The organism is Asaia astilbis JCM 15831 (assembly GCF_000613845.1).
Taxonomy (GTDB): Bacteria; Pseudomonadota; Alphaproteobacteria; order Acetobacterales; family Acetobacteraceae; genus Asaia; species Asaia astilbis.
In genome coordinates this window covers 63,016-80,281 of sequence record NZ_BAJT01000015.1, presented here as the reverse complement: position 1 = coordinate 80,281, position 17,266 = coordinate 63,016, and the positions used below count along the sequence as shown (strand labels likewise).

Below are 17,266 nucleotides of genomic sequence, written 5' to 3'. Positions count from 1 at the left end.
TAGAATTTGTTCTGCGGCTGCGAGGCGTTGAAAACGGCGTCTTGTCAGTCCATCGGGATAGCAACGGCGACGCCGGCGGCCATGGATCCATGGCCACGTCGTTGATCGTTTACCGCGGCACCACCTGCCAGAGCATCGCCAACCTGATGGTGATTGCGTTGGAAGAAATCGGCTCGCAGACTGGCGTCATCTTCAGCGCCGCGTGCCCTCGGCGCCTCGACATCGTCATCAGGGAGAGGGGCCTGTGAGAATCCGTCCTTGCTGATGGCACTCGGCGCTTTGACGGTGAGGGAAGCCTGCTTGATGAGCGGTTCTTCAGCCGTGACCGGTTCGAGTGAAAAAGACGATGCGGATTTCAGAGCGGCAGAGGAAGCTGACCGATGGCTGGTCGCGGGCGAGACGCCGTGCATTGAGGCGTTCGCGTCAGAAGCATGAGCAGCACCCGTCACGGCACAGGCCAGTAGGGCAAGAGTGAGACAGGCGCGCAAAGAAGCTTTCCTCTTCCCCGGTAACAGGTTTTCTCAAGCAGGTTGGCTTACTGCTTGGGAAAACTGTAACCGGGTGAGAAAAACGAAAGCAACCATAACAGGCCGATTGTATCACGCCGATACGAAACGTGATGCAACCGGCCTGGCAGGCTGGGTTCAGAGCGGAAAAGCGTTGCGGGCTGCGTCGGTCAGCACGGCAATTCCGGGGAGAAGTTTGCCTTCGAGCCATTCGAGGAAGGCCCCGCCGGCTGTCGAGACATAGCTCATTCTGTCAGCTGCCCCGGCATGGCGAAGGGCCGACACGGTATCACCGCCACCGGCGATGGTCTTGAGCGTCCCTGCTTCGGTCAGGGCTGCGGCCTTCTGGGCAACAGCTACGGTTGCTGCATCGAACGGCTTGATCTCGAACGCGCCGAGCGGGCCGTTCCAGACCAGGGTCTTCAGTTCTGCGAGCTTGGCTTCAATGAGGGCGACCGTCTTGGGGCCGGCATCGAGGATCATGGCATCATCAGGAACCTGATGAATGTCGCAGACTTCCGAAGGGGCGCCTTCGCGGAACTCACGCGCGATCACGGCATCGACGGGCAGAATAATCTCGCATTTGCCGTCTTTGGCCTGAGCCATGATCTTGCGCGCTGTGTCGTGCATGTCGGCTTCCTGGAGCGATTTGCCCACGGAAACGCCCTGGGCGCCCAGGAAGGTGTTGGCCATGGCGCCACCGATGAACAGCACATCGACCTTGCCGAGCACGTTGCCGATGAGGTCGAGCTTGGTCGAAATCTTCGCACCGCCGATCAGCGCACCGACAGGACGGTCCGGCAGTTCGAGCGCTGCCGACAGGGCGTTCAGCTCGGCTTCCATCAGACGCCCTGCATAGGACGGCAGATGACGGGCCAGACCTTCGGTCGAGGAATGGGCGCGATGCGCTGCCGAGAAGGCATCATTCACATAGACATCGCCCAGCCGTGCCAGCATGTCGGTGAATGCCGGATCGTTCTTTTCCTCACCCGCATGAAAGCGCGTGTTTTCAAGCACGCAGACTTCGCCGTCCTTGAGGTTGGCAACTGCCTCTTCGGCTTTGGGGCCGACGCATTCCGAAACGAAATGCACCTTGTGCTGGATTTTGGACTCCAGCATTTCGGCAACCGGGGCGAGGGACATGCTGGGCACGACCTGACCCTTGGGACGGTCGAAATGGCTCAGAACGATGACGCGTGCGCCCTTGTCGGCCAGTTCGCAGATGGTGGGGATGACGCGGTCGATACGCGTCGTATCCGTAATGGCGCCGTCGCGCACTGGCACGTTGAGGTCAGCGCGCAGAAGAACGCGCTTTCCCTCAGGAGACAGATCATTGAGCGTATGGAAACTGGCCATGCGCTTTTCTCCCGTTTTTCTTGGTTCTTAGAGGCTGCCGAAGAGCGCTGCCGTATCGGACATGCGGTTCGAGAAGCCCCATTCATTGTCGTACCAGGCGCAGATGCGCACCATCTTGCCACCGTCGATGACTGCCGTCTGCGTGGCGTCGAACGTGGAGGAAGCATAGGAATGGTTGAAGTCGCTGCTGACGAGCGGTGCTTCGTTATAGTCGAGCACACCCTTCAGCGGGCCTTCTGCTGCGGCACGCAGGGCGTCGTTGATCGCCTGAACCGAGCCGGGCGCACGCGACGGGATGAAGTCGAGCGACACGACCGAGACGTTTGGCGTCGGGACACGGATGGACGTGCCATCCAGACGACCCTTCAGATGCGGCAGAACCAGACCGATGGCCTTGGCAGCGCCCGTCGAGGTCGGGATCATGTTCAGGGCTGCGGCACGTGCGCGACGCGGGTCGCGGTGGTGCGTGTCAACCGTGCGCTGATCGCCCGTGTAGGAATGGATCGTGACCATGTAGCCGCAATCGATACCGAAAGCATCGTCCAGCACCTTGGCGACCGGTGCCAGGCAGTTGGTCGTGCACGAGGCGTTGGAGATGACCGTCATATCCTTCGTCAGCATGGCGTTGTTCACGCCATAGACGATCGTGGCATCGACATCGGTGCCCGGTGCGGAGATCAGCACCTTGCGCGCACCGGCCTTGATCAGGGCCGAGGCCTTCTCTTTGCTGGTGAACAGGCCCGTACATTCCATGGCGACATCGACGCCTTCGAACGGCACAGCCGTCGGGTCACGCTCGGCGGAAACGCGGATCGGGCCATAGGTGCGACCATTGGCTTCGATGATCAGGTTGTTGCCATCGACGCGTACTGTGCCGGGGAAGCGACCATGAACACTGTCGTAAGCGAACAGGTGGGCGCTTTCTTCGACCGAGCCGAGGTCATTGATGGCGACCGGCACGACATCCGTGCGTCCGCTCTCGATGATCCCACGCAGCACCAGACGTCCGATACGTCCAAAACCGTTGATCGCGATTTTCACAGCCATTGTAGTCTCCCAGCCGGTAGGTGGTTTCGCTATAAGAGGCGAAACCATAGCACCCTTGGAAGACGAGACGAGAGGGGGCTCCCAAAAATCTTACCGATATTTTCGTAAAAACTGGTCTTTCTGTTTCCGCTCTCTTGCTTGTGTCCGCTCTACCTGCAAGTTCTCAAGGTCATGACGATGACGAATGCTACAAATTGTGGTTTCCTGAAGTTTCGCGCTTTTGCGAGTGTGGGGCTTTGTCTGGTTGCAGGGGCTTTGGCGGCCTGTACGCCGCCCGACCAGCGCCTGTTCAATCCCAATGCCGGTAAGCCTCCGAAGCCGCATATTGCGCCCGCTCCGCCGTCCAAACCGCCGCCGGCGCCGTTCCTGCAGATCGTGGCGGGCACGCCCAAGGAAGAATGGGCTCCTGCGGTCGAACGCAGCACCAAACTGGCTCTGTCACGTCGCCCAAACATTATTTTTGTCGTCTCTGTTCTCTCCCCTGAGGCAGGCAGCCCGGCCGCACAGGTCAAATCTCTGGAGAGTCTGACCACGCAGGACGGTCAGGCCGTAGCCGATCAGATTGTCGCATCGGGAGCGCCTGTCGGTCAGGTTCAGATCGAGGCGAAAACCGACCCTTCTGCACCGAAAGGACGCATTCGCGTCGATCTACGCTGAACCGGGCCAGGCTCTGAGCGGCGTCGCCGGTTTTGACAGACCGCCGGAGATGGTAAGGTCGGGGCTGTTTTTGAACGGGGGAAACAGTCATGGGTCTGCGTAAGGATATCTGGCGCACCGGTATCATCGAGGCGCCGCTGGCTACCTTGCTTCAGACGCCGGACTGGTCTGAGATCCCCTGTCATTTCCTGCCCGACATGCCGCGTGCTTTCCAGTTTCGTGCCGATCCGTTCGGGGTATGGCACGAGGGGCTGCTGCACGTATTTCTCGAGATCTACGACTATCGCAACCGGATCGGCGAGATTGAGCTGTTCGTCTACGACCGGTCATTCCGGCTGATCAGAAACGAGATCGTCCTGCGCGAGCCATGGCACCTGTCCTATCCTCAGGTGATCGAGGCAGAGGGTGATTTCTGGATGTTGCCCGAAGCGCATCGGTCCAAGGGGCAGACGCTCTATCGTGCCGAACGCTTTCCCGATCGCTGGGTGCCAGCCTGTCAAATCGATCTGGGGGGAGAGATCGCTGTCGATGCCACGCTCTGTTTTCGCGACGGGTTGTGGTGGCTGATCTATACGCCGGTCGAGGCTGCCAAAAAGGCACCGAGCCGACTTCATGTTGCCTATGCTGAAAGCCTGCGCGGTCCCTGGACACGTCATCGTCAGAACCGGTTCGGGTTGATCCCTCCAGTGCCCGGGCAGGGGGCACACCGATCGAGATCGATGGCAGGCTCATGCTGCCGGTTCAGGATTGTGCTCGCACCTATGGGGGGGCGATACGCCCGCTCTGGTTCGACGTTTTGACGCCGGCGCGCGTGATTACCCATACCGGCCCGGCGCTACCGATTGCGTCGCGTTTCGCCCCTTTTACGGAAGGAATGCACACGCTCTCAGCTGCCGGGGATGTCACATTGTTCGACGTGAAAAGGACCGAGCTTTCTGCGCACGGTCTCCTGGTCGAAGCCGGGCGCGAACTGCGCAAATTGCGCAAGCGCGTCGGGGTGGGATGATCGTTTAATCGCGGGATGCGCCGTGTTCAGGTGTTTCCGGCATGGAGCCCTGAAGACCCAGCCTTATGTGCCGCAGAATGTCGCTTGGACGACCTCATCAGGTTGCGGGGGTGTCTCATAGTCGGCATCGTCGTCAAACGGTTGCCGTATCCGTTCCAGAAGCGCCTCGAAAACCGAGAAATCCCCCCGTTCCGCGGCATCGATTACCTCGGCAATGCGATGATTGCGGGCGATAACGGCCGGGTTGCTTCGACGCATCAACGCCATTTGGGAGTCTGCTGAGGCCGTGTCTCGTGCCCGTCGGGCCTGCCAGTCTGTCATCCAACGGTCGAGGGTTTCTGACGAAGGACCGTCGAGCAGAGGCTCGCTGCGGCTGAGTCGACGGAAGCTGAGTGTCCAGTCCACCTTTTCGCCTTCCATGATGTCGAGCAAGGCGCCGATCAGGCTTGCGTCCTCCGGCTCTTGCGTTGTCAGCCCGAATTTGGGCCGCATAAAGCCCAGCCATGCCTCATGATAGAGTGTATGGAAGCGTCCGAGCGCTTCCTGAGCCCAGGCGAGGGCGCGATCGTCGTCCGGGTCGATGAAAGGGAGAAGCGTCTCAGCCAGACGGGCGAGGTTCCAGCCAGCCAGTTTCGGCTGGTTGCCATAGGCGTAGCGACCGTTACGGTCGATCGAGCTGAACACCTTGTCATGACGATAGACGTCGAGGAAGGCGCAGGGGCCATAATCGATGGTCTCACCGGACAGCGTCATGTTGTCGGTGTTCATCACGCCGTGAACGAAGCCGAGGCTCATCCACTGCGCGATGAGGCGCGCCTGCGCGGCGACCACCGTCTCGTACAGGGCCCGGACGGGATTTTCGGCCTCGCGCGCTGCGGGGGCATGACGATCGATGGCGAGGTCGCAGAGAAAGCGCAGGGAGTCGTGGTCTTCACGCGCTGCAAAATACTGGAAAGTGCCGACACGCAGATGGCTTGCGGCGATGCGGGTCAGAATGGCACCGGGCTGTGGCCGTTCACGCCAGACCGTCTCTCCGGTGAGAACGGCAGCGAGGGCGCGCGTGGTCGGGACGCCAAGCGCCGCCATGGCCTCGCTGACGAGATACTCTCTCAGTACCGGTCCGAGCGCGGCGAGCCCGTCCCCTCGTCTAGAGAAGGGGGTCGGTCCCGATCCCTTGAGCTGGATATCGCGCAGCTGACCCTGATTATCGCTCAAAGTGCCAAGCAGATGGGCACGCCCGTCGCCGAGCTGGGGCACAAACTGCCCGAATTGATGCCCGGCATAGGCCTGTGCCATTGCGGGCACACCCTCGATCCGTGCCTGACCACTGAGGAGCGCGACGCCTTCAGGCGATCTCAGCCAGTCGGGCGAGAGTCCCAGCGTTCCAGCCAGAGTGTCATTCAGGGCTATGAGACGTGGTGCTGCAACAGGAGCAGGGTCCACTTCGACTGCCATGTTGGCCGGGAAAGGCGCGCGTCGGAGTGGAAGATGCATGAAACCTCGGGGAAGCAGGGAGGGGAATGTGCAGCCATCCTCTTTCAACCGAAAGCAGGAAGCTCACTGAGACATAACGCGGAACGATGTCGCTGCAAGGTGAGCATCGCTGGAAAGGCAGGAAGTTTTTTCACCCTTTCTCTTTCCATTTCAGGGCCGGACGTTCACAACCCCCCTCATGTCCAAACACCCCTCAGCCGCCAGACGGATCGTTCATAATGTCAGCTTCCTGACATTGGGGCGCATCGCAACGGCGCTTTGCAGTTTTGCCTATATCGCCTTCGCGGTCAGGGCGCTGGGGCTGGGGCAGTTCGGTCTGCTCATCCTGATCCATTCTCTTGGCATCATGGCGTCGACATTTTCGCGCATGCAGTCATGGCAAACGCTCATCCGCTTTGGGAACGATCCATTTGCCCGGCGCGATCTGGAGCTCCTGCATCAGATTATCGGCTTTTGCATCCGGCTCGATCTGCTCTCGGCGCTTGTTGCCGTCGCGATTGGCTTCATCAGCGTTGCGATATACAGCCATCTTGCACACTGGTCGTCGTGGGTGACCTCGCTCGCTTACGGCTATGCGCTGATCTGCCCATTCATGTACACCGGATGGAGCAATGGTATCCTGCGTCTGACGGACCGCTTTCACCTTGTCCCGATTAACGATACCTGCACCGCGATCTTTCGCACGGCCGGAACGGCGTTGGGCCTGGTCTTTCATCTCCATCTCGGTTTTTTCGTTGTGGTCTGGGCCGGGGCCGTGCTGCTCGATTATGGCCTTTTCCAGTTTTTTGCGTTGACCACCCTGCGTCGGAAAATGGGGCTCCAACTGCGCTGGCGCGAGGTGCTGACCAGTGGCGCTGGCAGTTGCCCGGCATGTGGGCCTTCACGCGCTCGACCAGCATCAACCAGACTCTGGGGGCTGTGTCCGGTCATATCAGCACGCTGGTTGTGGGATCCCTCCTGGGCTCGGCAGAAGCCGCTGTCTTTCGCATTTGCCGTCAGATTGCCGACGGGATCGTGACCCCGGCCCAGATGCTTTCACCGGTTCTGTATCCCGAGCTGGTGAAAATGCGTGACCGTCAGGACTGGACCGGCTTGAAACGCCTGACCTGGAAGATTTTTGCCCTGCTCTGCGGCATATCGGTTCTGCTTCTCGTCGTCGCCGCGTTCTTCGGGGGGCATATTTTCGCGCTCATGCTGCATATCCATTTGCATGGGACGACCTATTACATCTCGATCATGCTGGTTTCGGCCGTGCTGACCCTCCTTGTCGTACCGCTCGAACCGCTTCTGACCGTCATGGGGCAGATCGGCTTTCTCGTGGCGAACCGCACCTGGATTACGCTGGCTTATTTTCCGGTTCTGTATGGGCTGACATCGAGCTGGTCTCTCAAGGGAGCCTGCTACGCAACCGTATTCAGCAGCTTCATCATGTTCGTGACGCGGCTCTGGCGTGCCATTGTGTGCTCGCTGCGCCCGCCTCACAGACCTGGTGCTGATCAAAGGCAGGAGGTCTTGCCGTCGGCTGCAGACGAGGGCGAGACGTCCGTCAAAGTCTGATAGATCGAGCCTATTGCTCGGCGCCACCGGGATCGTAGCCCAGCGAGGCCAGGATCAGCCGATCCTCTGAACGATCCTTGAGCAGGGTGGGCAGGATCGGGAGCGTCGCGAGGGATGGATCTCGTAGCATGATCCCGTCGAGACGTGACTCTTTCAGGCGTACCCAGCACCAGATGTCTCCATGGGGACCTTCGGCAGCACCGATCCCTTCACCCGACCCTGTCGGTACGGGCGCCGCGCGTGGCAGAGGCGCGCCGAATTCCGATGCTACGCGCTCGATCCGGCGCAGGGAATCGCGGATTTCGTCGAGACGGAGGCACTGCCGTGCCCAGCCATCTCCGGAAAGTCGAGATCCCGCCCGTCCCGGGACATGACGCATATCATCTTCAAGTTGCCGCAGATCGAACGAGCGACCCGAGGCCCTTCCGACTAGACCGCCGAGGCAAAAGCGTTCGGCTTTCGAGGGCGTGACGACCCCGAGCCCTTCGAGGATCTCCGCCATCTGGGTGTGCAGCCCCTCCAGAAGCGGGAGGCGGGGCATCAAGGCGTCATGAATTGCATGCGCAAGGGCGCAGACATCGACGTCTGAAGCGATCCCGTCTGGTGTGATTGTATCTGTCAGGCGTCTTGAGGCCCCGTGACGAACGCAGAGCTCGGCGCAGAGATCTTCGGCGAGAGCGGCATGGGTGGCCAGAAGCGCAAACCCCGTCAGGCGCGCCATCAGGCAATGTCACGGCAATGAACCGTGATCCGCTCAATTTCTGCCAGGAGGTCCGTGCGTCTCTTACGCTGTCTGAAGGGATCAGCCCCAGAGCCTGCTCGATCGCCCGGGAATAGGCCAGAGGAGTGGCGACAAATCCAGACGAGACACCCCGCCCGACGACACGTAAAGCCTCTTCAGGGGCTTTGCCGTGAAGGTGCTGGAGCAGCCCGATGTGGGCGCCTCCCGGTGCGATGTGGCGGGCGGCCCAGGCCAGAGGAGGCATGTCCGTTTGCAGTCCGTCCATGAAGAAGGCGGAAGGCGGCGTGTGATCGGAAGGAACAGAGCGGCTTGAAAAGGGCGAAATGCTGGCCCAGCCACCTCTGTCCAGCGCGGCTTCCGTTTCTGCGGCTCCCAGCGGAAGCGTTCCCCAGAGGTCCTGGGCGATACGTTCCGGCCAGGAAGCAGAGGGCAGTGTTGCCGAGAGCGCGAAATAGCGCCCCTCGACCAGAAGCGTGCTGACCAGAAGCGGCTTTTCCTGATCGAGAAACAGGGCATAGGCCCGATTGTCGTCGCACCAATGTGCGATGAACCATCCTGGTGCTGCGGTCGTCATGGCGCGCCACGATGTTTCGTCCAGAGCATAGTGATAGGGCGCGAGGCGCTCCCCCTCACGAATATGTTTTGCCATGCTCATGGGGCTCTCCAGTTCAAGGACCATCCCGCTGTACCCTGAAAGGCGCTCTGCATGAAAAAAGGAGAGGCAAGTCCAAGCGCAAGGAGCGCAAGGAGCACGATCCTGTCGCGCCACAATCCGGGTACGATCCAGCGAAGATCGGCACGGCTGGCCATAGCGCCAAGAGCGACAAGACACAGGGTCACCGGCAGAAGGCCGATGGAGAACAGCCCCGCAACCACCCCACAACTGGCGGCAAAGCTGGGCCAGGGGGGCAGACCGCATAACACCCAGCGTCGGGAGGGGCCCTGCAAAGAAGGGCTTGCTGCCACAGCCACACTGAAGCTGAGATAGAGGAGTGCGGAAAAAAGCCCATGGGGAAGGGCCGCCGCGACAATCGCCAGTGCCACGAGGGGCCGTGGGCCGTCCTGACGCGTCAGGACGCACAGCCAGAGTCCGGCCAGACCGGCCACCACGAGCGTGATATGGGTAATGTCGCGCTCTGGCAGACGCAGCATGAGAGCGACGGCGCTCAGGCACAGGAGTGCTTCGAGGAGGGCAGTCCCCCGGTCCTGATCCGGGGTGGCCTCCTGCGTAGTCGCTGCTTTGCCAATGCCCGCGAGAAGACAAAGCCCGATAGCAAGAAAAAGATCGCCGAGGCGACGGGTATGCAAATCGGAGGCGAGCCCGGTCAGGCTCGCGCCGAGCAGGGTCAGCACGATGCCTGCAAGACGCAGGCGCATCGATTCCCATGCCTGTCTGGCTCTCGTCGTGGCCAATGTTTCATGAAGCGCAAGCAGCAATGCACAGCATGCGGTGAGACAGGCGACCGTCAGCACCGCATGCACACAGAGCGCGAGCATGATCGTCGAGGTTGCCAGGAAATTCAGGCTCAGTGTGAGGCGTTTTTCGCGCTCTCGCCAGGCGAGAAAAGGAACGCATCCAGCGAGAAGACAGCTCCAGCGGGCGAGAAGATCTTGCCCTGATAGGAAAGGGATCAGCAGGAGTGTCAGCAGAATGCCCGAAAGGGCGAAGATGCGCGCCGAGGCAGCGGCACGCTTTTCCGGAAGCAGGGCCAGCAGACAGGCAGCAAGAAAAGGCCAGATCGGAATAAGAAAGCGCGCAAGTTGATGCAGTGACTCAGTCATTGCCCGGCCCTTCTGTCTTGAGCCACGCCAGGCGAGGCATGAGCCATGCGCCTAGAGCGAGAAGGCCGGCCCATACCAGCGCCGTGCCCAGAACGAGAGGCCAGCTCTGAATGTGCCCTCCGAGCAGAAGGAGGCCGTTGAGAGTGCAGAGAAGACCGACAAGTTGCAGGAGCGGGACAGGGAGTGCTGCGGCACAAAGCCCGGACAGGACGATACCGATACAGATCAGCACTGGCAGGCCCGGTGTCGCGGCCAGAGCCGTTAAAAGCACAAGAGCGATGGCGGCACATACGGCAACGCCTGAAGCCTGTTGAGTGCTTCGTCTTTCGCGCAGATCGCCTGAGCGCCACGCGACATGCGCACGTAAAACCGTCCATCCCGCGCCATTGAGAACGGGCAGAAGAACGAGGGCAGCCAAAGCTGGGGCGCCATGGCCGATACCGGAGACGCAAGCCGCTGCACAGGTGCCGTGGAAAGGCAGGATACGCCCGTCGCGACCGATGGCGGCCAGGGCGATCAGCAGGGTGAGGCCGAGCAAAACGGTCAAGGTGTCAGCCTTCCGGCAAGAACAAGCAATATGGCTGCGCCGGTCAGGACGAAAGCGAGACGTGCGGAGGGAAGGGGACGCGCTATGCGCCAACCGACGCCCAGGACGACCACAAGCGCAAGTTTGGCGGGAGCAACCACGCACCAGAGCAGGGCAAGGTGACCCAGACCTGTCGGACCGACGGCGATCAGGTCGGGCCAGACCAGATCGGCAATCAGCAGATACCAGCAGCTGGCAGACAGGTCGTGGCGGTAGCGGAGCAGGGCGCGATGACGCCCTTCCGTTGCGGCAATGAGGTCGTCATGAAGCGAGGATGAAAGAAAATGCCGGTTCAGGACAAGCAGAAGAGCCAAGGCCAGAAAGACCAGCCCACCCAGCAGGGCGGGGGCGGGCTGCACCAAGCGCTGCTGCAATAATCCGATCAGGGTGCCCGCTCCGGGGAGACCGACCGTGATGAGTGTTCCGGTGAGAGCAAGGAGCGGCAGGATGAACAGAAGATCGTGGCTCAGCTCTGACAGCGCAGTGTGCAGGCGACGTGCGATCATGCGGGTCGGTGCAGCCTGCCGGGCCTGTATCCAGACGGGAACGCAGGAGACGATGAGCAAAATGCCGCAGGCAAGAGGTTCTGACAAAAAGCCGAACATGGTGCCAGTGCTGGCCAGAGGAATGCCTGTCGCAGCAAGGAGCACTGGACAGACACAGAGCCAGGACGCGGCAGGTATGGCGCCCTGTCGCTTCCAGCCTGAGGCGATCTGACGCCAGCGCCACCCGGGAAACACGCCTGTTCGACCACCGATCAGACCTTCGATCCCGTGCTCGATATCAGTCAGAAGGGGAGCCATCAGCATCAGAAAGAGACACTGGCCCAGGGTTACAAGCGCGGCGAGGAGAACGGAGACGATCATGTCGACCAGCCGAGCCAGGCAAGAGCTGCGGCCAGCAGAACGAGCCAGAGCGAGAGCGTCTGTCGCGCCAGAGCGATAGGGGTCTTGCTGGGCAGCGAGCCCGACAGGCCATCCGTCGGCTCCTTCATGAAACGAATGAGTCTCTGGCGTAGCGAAAGACCTGTGCATCGACCTTTTGCAAGCAGGCGCTTTACTCCCCACGGGAGACGCGGTTTGAGCTCAGACGACGGCGACGGCCATGAAGGGAGGGGCTTCAGAGCTGTTGCGCGTTGGCTCATGATGGCGGGAGCGATCAATGCGGGCACGAGAAAGACAAGCGCCGGATACCAGAAGGCGCCATCCCCCCCGGCCACGGACCAGATCGGCCAGGCCCGCCAGATTTCGGGGCCAGCCCCGGCAAGGTCGAGCGCTGTCACATGCAGCAGGCCGAGCAACAGCCCAGGGCAGATCGACAGACAAAGGCCAAGGGTGAGCGCAGGAATGAGCCCTCGATCTGTGAGCGTCAGTGCCTGGCTCACATGAGACCATGCGCAAAGCCATGCACGGACCATCAAAACACCGATCAGGAGGCTCAGGATCATGCTTGCGGCTGTCCAGACCGGAGAGAGTCCGCTCAGTCCGTTGACAACATGTAATCCGAGCCAGAAAGGCAAAAAACCGGCGAGTGGAGGGAGCGGGGTCCGAAAGAGGATGGCTCTGCTGTCTCGTCCTGCAAGGGCAAGCGCCAGAATCAGCGCTTCGCTCCCTGCAAGCGCGCTATCAGCAAGGCCTCCCGCCCGTGCGCTCAGGGTGAGGCCTAAAAGCAGGAGTGGCCAATGGGTAAGGCCCTTGTCGGTGCGAGAGAAAAGACAGAGCCCGCTCCCGAGAAGGATCAGGATGACCGGCCAGACGAAGCCCTGGTTATCGAGAAGGGGCGGCACGAAAAGTGCGTAGGAAAAAAGTGGCATTTCCGCGAAGGCGGGCAGCGTTGCCAGTCCCGCAGCCGGAGCCAGAAAAATCAGATCGGGGATGGCGGGCAGAATGGCCAGAGCGCAGCCGGCAGGTGCCAGAAGGCCGAGCCGCCAGGCCGGAAGTGAGGATTTCGTCTCATACCCGCGGTCTTGAGCGTTGAGCACGGTTATGCAGGTCAGGAAGCAAAACAGAGCTAGAACGTCGTTATGGCAGAGCAGGCCCAGCCCCCCCAGGGTTTCCGCGAGAGGAAAGCGGGCGGTTTGGGAGGCGATCAGGGTCAGCGTCCAGAGGACGATCCAGCAGGCGTTAAGAGGATCGAGCGTAAACGGACCGAGAATTGCGACATGAGTGCTCAGCGCCCCCCAGCATCCAGCAGCTCCCTGTGCACCGAGAAGTGCTATTCGGGCTAACGGCAGTGCGGGAACCTGTAGAAAACCCGTCGCAAGGCGGAGTGCGAAGCAGGTCAGCAGAAGGATAAGGCAGAGTGCAGAAAGCAGGGAGGGATCCTGACATGGCGAGAGCGGGTCAGAGATTTCTTACCTCAGTTTCTCAGGCGACCCAATTCCTTCCGGCATGGGGTGTCAGATGGCGTCTGTTTTTGGTGAGAGAAGGTGGAAAATCACGGCCGAGCTACACAGAGCGTCCATGATGCAAAGTGGGATCGGGGGTGGCCGCTACCATACGCTCTCGATTGGGTAGCGGCCAAAGTAATTCACAAGGGCAAAGCAGTACCTGTCGTCGCCCTTGTGACGTCAGAGGTCTTTCAAGCAAATAAGCCTTGAGTTTCGATCAGGACGCTCTGGGTAATTTCCATCGCAGACTGGTCTGTCTGGGCTACGACATACGGGCCTGCCGAGAGGATCTCGAGTGCGAGCATGCCGATGCTGTTGGGTGTCCTTTTACCCAGCGGGAGTTCGGCATTCCCGGTCGTCCAGCGTGCGTGAGCATTATGGGCTGCTTCCCAGCCGATCAGCGTTCTGGAGGTCAGATGGTGATCGATCGTTTCGGATTTAACCGAGTCAAAAAGGGATATCTGCCCGATCAGAACGCCGAGGTCGCGGCGATCATCGATGAACGCTCCGATCGCCTCACAGGGCCGGCTCGTGCGAGAGAGAATGCGAATGCTGTCGACCGAGTGTGGCAGCATGAACATTGCCTTGTTTCCCTTGATGCGGGTCGGGCGGATGATGTGGCCAGCGTCTGTCAAAAGGTGCAGATCAGGCTCTGTCGTTGTCCCGCAGGGCAGCTTTTGGCTGCTCAGTCCGAGCGTGGTCGCGGCTCTGTGTTCGAGTTTTCGAAAATGCGGCTCGACGAAGGTGCGGCTGACATCGAGTGGTGCTGCCGCGTCGTTCTCCCAGGTCAACGCCCGGCTGCCGAACTGGACAACTGTTCCGCCCTGGCGGAAGGAGCGACGATTGCCCGTGTCGAGGTAGCTCTCGGTAAGCACATCATTGGCCGTTATGATCGAGTGTTCTTCCGTCTCGATATGATAATGGTCGTAGGACGTGATGGAGGTGTCGTAGAAGATCGAGGCACCATTAACGAGCATTCGGGCGGGGACGAACCTGCCGTCCAGAAGCATGCAGTGCTCCGAGGTGACCAGAAGGTCTTGCGCAGGACGGCCGTCAGCGAAGGCGTCACGGATGATCCGGACCGGATAACCCGCTCTGTCTACCGGACGGGACGTGTCGACAATAACGCGTGCCTTGCCTGTCCAGACAACCTCGCGTGCGACCGATCGGTCACCAATCCGGACGATGACGCTGTCCGTGCGGCGAATGTCTTCAACAGGAACATTGCCACGTGGGGTGAGGATCAGACTTCCAGGCAAGAAGCAGTTGCCGGAGGAGCTTGGTGTAGCACTTTGAGCGTAAGCAAAGTTCCAGTTGTTATTGCCGTTCTGACCGTTTCGAAAAAGAGGTGCGCCGCTACTGTCGACGTCATAGCCCTTGGTAACCGTAATCGTTGAATAGTTGCCGTTCGCGTTCTGACCTGCGCCTCTCATCCAATCGACTGTAACGGCAGCAGGTGAGCCGTTCGTGCCGTAAGACACACTGCCACCAGTCCCCCAGTTCAGGTGACCGATGTAGATATTTGTGCCCTGGAGGCTATATGATCCCCCTTGGGAGTTCGATAATCCTGCGGTCAGAGGGTCCTGCAGTGTATCCGTGACCGTGAAAGGCGTGCTTCCTGTTATAAGTGTCGCTGGCCCACCATTGCCACCAAGCGTGACATTGGCGACCGTTATAGACGTAATGCCGTTAAGGGTCGGTGTCATATTTTTAACGGCATTATTTATAGCGTTTGTGTCGCCATTGAAGGTGTACCCTGCTTGCCGCAAGGTATTGCCGCTCATGATGAGAACCGTATCGGCAGAACCTGGAATACCTGTGCGTGACGTGACGGTGGTGCCATCCACCACATTCCAATTACTGCTGTTGTTCCAGTTGGTGTTACTTGCACCCGTCCAGAGGAAAGTCGTCATCAGAGATCCCTTTAAAGCATCATGACCGGCACGCACGGACGATCGTTCTGATTCCGCATCAGACGGGACAAATAGATACGAATTATTAACGTTGTCAAATTACAAACATAAGACAGTTTTCCGTATCACACGTCCTTCGAGGGCAAGCTTCTGTGGCTTAATCGGTGATGGTTTCACGAGCAGTTCCTGCGAATGCAGGAACTGCTCGCCTGTTTCCAAACTGGCAGTGTCCGGATAGGACTGACGTCTCTCGGAGATGAACCAGACATTCTTATCTGGATTAAAACGGTGCTTGAGCAAAGAAAATCGACGCGATGCGTAAGGTCGTTATAAATCGCTCAGAAAAGTATATAGTTTAACGATATTCGTGTCGAGAGAACGTTAAACTGGTAAAAATGCACTGAAGCCGAATAACAACATGCCGCAGTTTTGGAGATTATCAGCGATTTCTCGGATCATCTAGCCAATCTTCCTGCGATTGATCGGGTCGGCAATTATCGGGACTAGCTTGTTCATCAGTATGGAGAGAAAATCGTCGAGCGTTGGCTGCTACGTTATACAACAAAATACTGAACTCTAGATGCTGAAGCTCTCATGAGGATGAAGATCGCAACGCGCCACGATGTGGTCTTTTCTCACTATAAATACTTTCCTTTTGGGAATGTCGTCTTTGACCGGGATATGGAGTGTCGCCGCGATCTCGTCCGTCGGTGGGTCGAGAGCGAGGGGATAATGCTGGCAGGGCGTTTTGGCGAATGGGATTATCTCTGGTCCAATCAAGCCTTTATGTCCGGGAGACGCGCCGCTGAGAAACTGAAACCATAGCAGAATAAGCTCAGTTTTATTTCCCGATTAGGAACGAGTGTGGGTTTTGAAACCGGTGTTCCTGCAAGCGGGGCTCTGATCGAAATATCTAAATCGGCTTTCGGGTAAATCGACGTTGTTTATAGTTTAAGGGTGTGTCGAGCCTTTCGCTTATCTATGACAGATGGGTCGATGTAAATGTGCCGATGATCGATCATGCGGCGGCTCGTGCTCCGTGCAGCGACGACGCGGTCATCGCAAATTCGTCTCTTCTTCACGAAAGCTTCCTTTTTATTTCGAAGCTCGAGGCGTCAGATTTAATCTGCATTTGATCTTCTGGAAGAAGATTATTCACGAGTTCGTGAGATTGGCCTTTTGAAGAGCTTCCTGGCGTTAGGCTGGATATCGCGAACCTTCAGGATAGCCCCTGTTTTTGAAAAGGAGACCGAAAATGGTGTCTTTTGATCATGGCGTTCTTCAGCGCCTTTTCGGGGCAGGTTGTGTTGTGGAGCCAACCTCTTATGTGAGGCGACGTGACAGCAAAGGGGGATGGTCGGCCCGGGTACGTGCGCGCAAGACCTCTAACGCGTTCAATGGGGCTTGCTGGCCATGGTCTGGGCGGGCCGAGGCTGCCGGTTCAGAGGAAATCGAGGTCAGGCACCATGAACTCGGTCTCGGTGTGAAAGGTCGCGTCTCTAGATGCGCGGCTGGCGGGTGGGGGATGGTTGTCGCGGGCCGGGCCAAACTCGAGACCCGCTCGGGAAGAGATGGAGAAGGGCGCAGCGATCAGCTGAAGACAGGAGATGTCTGGAGCGTACCCGTTTCGTCGACTGCCTGGCTTGAGTGCGAGGCGAGAGAAACGGCGAGTGTCGTCATGTTTGTTGGCGGGCGTGCTGCGCCGACGACTCAAGCTGGCAACGATCTGGAAGGGAGCGATCTCCGGTCAAGCACCGGATCATTCCGCCATCCCTTGCTGGACCAGAAAGCTGAGTCGACAGATTGGGGAAGGATCAGGGTGGTTGAGGCGGATGCCTTCAGCGACCCCGAGGCGCTCTCAGCCGCGTTGATCGAAATCGATCCCGGGCGCTGCACCGACCTTCACTGGCACCTTAATACGTCTGTATGGCAATTATGCCTTGATGGAGCAGGCGATGTGACGCGGGTTCCTGCTGGGAAAGCCCGGCGGGAAGGGCGTCTTCGCTCGGGTGGCGTTGGTCATGTGCCTCGTGCCGAAGGCTACTTTATTCGCAACCACGGTGACACACCGCTGAGAGTGCTCGAAGTCTTTCGGTCGGATCACTATCATGACCTGTCCTTGCCGCAATGGCTTGCAGCGTCCTCGCCCGAAGTGGTGGCCGCTCATCTATGCGTAGACGTGGCCATGATTTCGACCTTGTCGTCTCTCTGAGAACAAGGGGAGACCTTTC

17 protein-coding genes are annotated in these 17,266 nt (G+C 59.4%); 6 read left to right on the top strand and 11 right to left on the bottom strand.

Going from position 1 to position 17,266, the window contains the following annotated elements; translation table 11 throughout:
- Positions 1–44 precede the first annotated feature (44 nt).
- The 3 genes from JCM15831_RS11850 to gap form a co-directional block, all read right to left on the bottom strand.
- A complete protein-coding gene (locus tag JCM15831_RS11850; RefSeq protein ID WP_025824427.1) occupies positions 45–488 on the bottom strand; it encodes a hypothetical protein in 444 nt (147 codons plus the stop codon).
- 156 nt (positions 489–644) lie between these two features.
- On the bottom strand, positions 645–1,862 hold the full coding sequence (locus JCM15831_RS11845) for a phosphoglycerate kinase (protein WP_025824426.1): 1,218 nt from the start codon (positions 1,860–1,862) through the stop codon (positions 645–647).
- A 27-nt stretch (positions 1,863–1,889) separates the two neighbouring features.
- Positions 1,890–2,909 carry a type I glyceraldehyde-3-phosphate dehydrogenase gene (gene gap / locus JCM15831_RS11840; protein WP_025824425.1) on the bottom strand — a complete coding sequence of 340 codons (1,020 nt, stop codon included), beginning with the start codon at positions 2,907–2,909 and terminating at the stop codon, positions 1,890–1,892.
- A 177-nt stretch (positions 2,910–3,086) separates the two neighbouring features.
- Here gap and JCM15831_RS11835 point away from each other — a divergent pair, with 177 nt between their 5' ends.
- The 3 genes from JCM15831_RS11835 to JCM15831_RS21975 all read left to right on the top strand — a co-directional run bounded on the left by JCM15831_RS11835 (position 3,087) and on the right by JCM15831_RS21975 (position 4,572).
- On the top strand, positions 3,087–3,566 hold the full coding sequence (locus tag JCM15831_RS11835; RefSeq protein WP_156938856.1) for a hypothetical protein: 480 nt from the start codon (positions 3,087–3,089) through the stop codon (positions 3,564–3,566).
- Between the two features lie 89 nt (positions 3,567–3,655).
- The gene (locus tag JCM15831_RS18720) at positions 3,656–4,366 is read left to right on the top strand and encodes a glucosamine inositolphosphorylceramide transferase family protein (RefSeq protein WP_198024318.1); all 711 of its coding nucleotides are present in this window, start codon (positions 3,656–3,658) and stop codon (positions 4,364–4,366) included.
- Positions 4,363–4,572, top strand: coding sequence for a hypothetical protein (locus tag JCM15831_RS21975; protein ID WP_198024317.1), 210 nt, complete (start codon positions 4,363–4,365; stop codon positions 4,570–4,572). Before JCM15831_RS18720 ends, JCM15831_RS21975 begins: the two co-directional genes overlap by 4 nt.
- 63 nt (positions 4,573–4,635) lie before the next feature.
- On the opposite strand, the gene JCM15831_RS11825 is transcribed toward JCM15831_RS21975, so the two are convergent.
- Positions 4,636–6,066: a protein adenylyltransferase SelO gene (locus tag JCM15831_RS11825; RefSeq protein WP_025824423.1), complete on the bottom strand. Its 1,431-nt coding sequence runs from the start codon at positions 6,064–6,066 to the stop codon at positions 4,636–4,638.
- Between the two features lie 178 nt (positions 6,067–6,244).
- Here JCM15831_RS11825 and JCM15831_RS21580 point away from each other — a divergent pair, with 178 nt between their 5' ends.
- Together JCM15831_RS21580 and JCM15831_RS21575 are read left to right on the top strand one after the other, a co-directional pair.
- Positions 6,245–7,084: a lipopolysaccharide biosynthesis protein gene (locus tag JCM15831_RS21580; protein WP_156938855.1), complete on the top strand. Its 840-nt coding sequence runs from the start codon at positions 6,245–6,247 to the stop codon at positions 7,082–7,084.
- A complete protein-coding gene (locus JCM15831_RS21575; protein ID WP_198024316.1) occupies positions 7,081–7,623 on the top strand; it encodes a lipopolysaccharide biosynthesis protein in 543 nt (180 codons plus the stop codon). The genes JCM15831_RS21580 and JCM15831_RS21575 overlap by 4 nt, the downstream gene beginning before the upstream one ends.
- 10 nt (positions 7,624–7,633) lie before the next feature.
- On the opposite strand, the gene JCM15831_RS20390 is transcribed toward JCM15831_RS21575, so the two are convergent.
- From JCM15831_RS20390 to JCM15831_RS11785, 7 genes are all read right to left on the bottom strand, one after another.
- Positions 7,634–8,218 (bottom strand): NADH-quinone oxidoreductase subunit D-related protein, encoded by a 585-nt coding sequence (locus tag JCM15831_RS20390; protein WP_232228170.1) that lies wholly within the window; start codon positions 8,216–8,218, stop codon positions 7,634–7,636.
- Positions 8,172–9,020, bottom strand: a complete 849-nt coding sequence (locus tag JCM15831_RS22900; protein ID WP_232228165.1) for a hypothetical protein — start codon at positions 9,018–9,020, stop codon at positions 8,172–8,174. The genes JCM15831_RS20390 and JCM15831_RS22900 overlap by 47 nt, the downstream gene beginning before the upstream one ends.
- Positions 9,017–10,147: a hypothetical protein gene (locus JCM15831_RS11810; RefSeq protein WP_025824422.1), complete on the bottom strand. Its 1,131-nt coding sequence runs from the start codon at positions 10,145–10,147 to the stop codon at positions 9,017–9,019. Before JCM15831_RS11810 ends, JCM15831_RS22900 begins: the two co-directional genes overlap by 4 nt.
- Positions 10,140–10,694, bottom strand: coding sequence for a hypothetical protein (locus JCM15831_RS11805; RefSeq protein ID WP_025824421.1), 555 nt, complete (start codon positions 10,692–10,694; stop codon positions 10,140–10,142). The genes JCM15831_RS11810 and JCM15831_RS11805 overlap by 8 nt, the downstream gene beginning before the upstream one ends.
- On the bottom strand, positions 10,691–11,599 hold the full coding sequence (locus JCM15831_RS21970) for a hypothetical protein (protein ID WP_025824420.1): 909 nt from the start codon (positions 11,597–11,599) through the stop codon (positions 10,691–10,693). The genes JCM15831_RS11805 and JCM15831_RS21970 overlap by 4 nt, the downstream gene beginning before the upstream one ends.
- Positions 11,596–12,714, bottom strand: a complete 1,119-nt coding sequence (locus JCM15831_RS11795; RefSeq protein WP_025824419.1) for a hypothetical protein — start codon at positions 12,712–12,714, stop codon at positions 11,596–11,598. The genes JCM15831_RS21970 and JCM15831_RS11795 overlap by 4 nt, the downstream gene beginning before the upstream one ends.
- 599 nt (positions 12,715–13,313) lie before the next feature.
- Positions 13,314–15,035, bottom strand: a complete 1,722-nt coding sequence (locus tag JCM15831_RS11785) for a Hint domain-containing protein (protein WP_025824417.1) — start codon at positions 15,033–15,035, stop codon at positions 13,314–13,316.
- Positions 15,036–16,290: 1,255 nt separating this feature from the next.
- Here JCM15831_RS11785 and JCM15831_RS20380 point away from each other — a divergent pair.
- Complete coding sequence (locus tag JCM15831_RS20380) at positions 16,291–17,247, top strand: cupin domain-containing protein (protein ID WP_025824415.1); 957 nt, start codon at positions 16,291–16,293, stop codon at positions 17,245–17,247.
- Positions 17,248–17,266: the final 19 nt, after the last annotated feature.

Bases quoted from the DNA above. Each gene is read 5' to 3' on its own strand.
- JCM15831_RS11845 (WP_025824426.1), bottom strand. From the start codon at position 1,862: ATGGCCAGTTTCCATACGCTCAATGATCTGTCTCCTGAGGGAAAGCGC.
- gap (WP_025824425.1), bottom strand. From the start codon at position 2,909: ATGGCTGTGAAAATCGCGATCAACGGTTTTGGACGTATCGGACGTCTG.
- JCM15831_RS11835 (WP_156938856.1), top strand. From the start codon at position 3,087: ATGACGAATGCTACAAATTGTGGTTTCCTGAAGTTTCGCGCTTTTGCG.
- JCM15831_RS18720 (WP_198024318.1), top strand. From the start codon at position 3,656: ATGGGTCTGCGTAAGGATATCTGGCGCACCGGTATCATCGAGGCGCCG.
- JCM15831_RS11825 (WP_025824423.1), bottom strand. From the start codon at position 6,066: ATGCATCTTCCACTCCGACGCGCGCCTTTCCCGGCCAACATGGCAGTC.
- JCM15831_RS21580 (WP_156938855.1), top strand. From the start codon at position 6,245: ATGTCCAAACACCCCTCAGCCGCCAGACGGATCGTTCATAATGTCAGC.
- JCM15831_RS22900 (WP_232228165.1), bottom strand. From the start codon at position 9,020: ATGAGCATGGCAAAACATATTCGTGAGGGGGAGCGCCTCGCGCCCTAT.
- JCM15831_RS11810 (WP_025824422.1), bottom strand. From the start codon at position 10,147: ATGACTGAGTCACTGCATCAACTTGCGCGCTTTCTTATTCCGATCTGG.
- JCM15831_RS21970 (WP_025824420.1), bottom strand. From the start codon at position 11,599: ATGATCGTCTCCGTTCTCCTCGCCGCGCTTGTAACCCTGGGCCAGTGT.
- JCM15831_RS11785 (WP_025824417.1), bottom strand. From the start codon at position 15,035: ATGACGACTTTCCTCTGGACGGGTGCAAGTAACACCAACTGGAACAAC.
- JCM15831_RS20380 (WP_025824415.1), top strand. From the start codon at position 16,291: ATGGTGTCTTTTGATCATGGCGTTCTTCAGCGCCTTTTCGGGGCAGGT.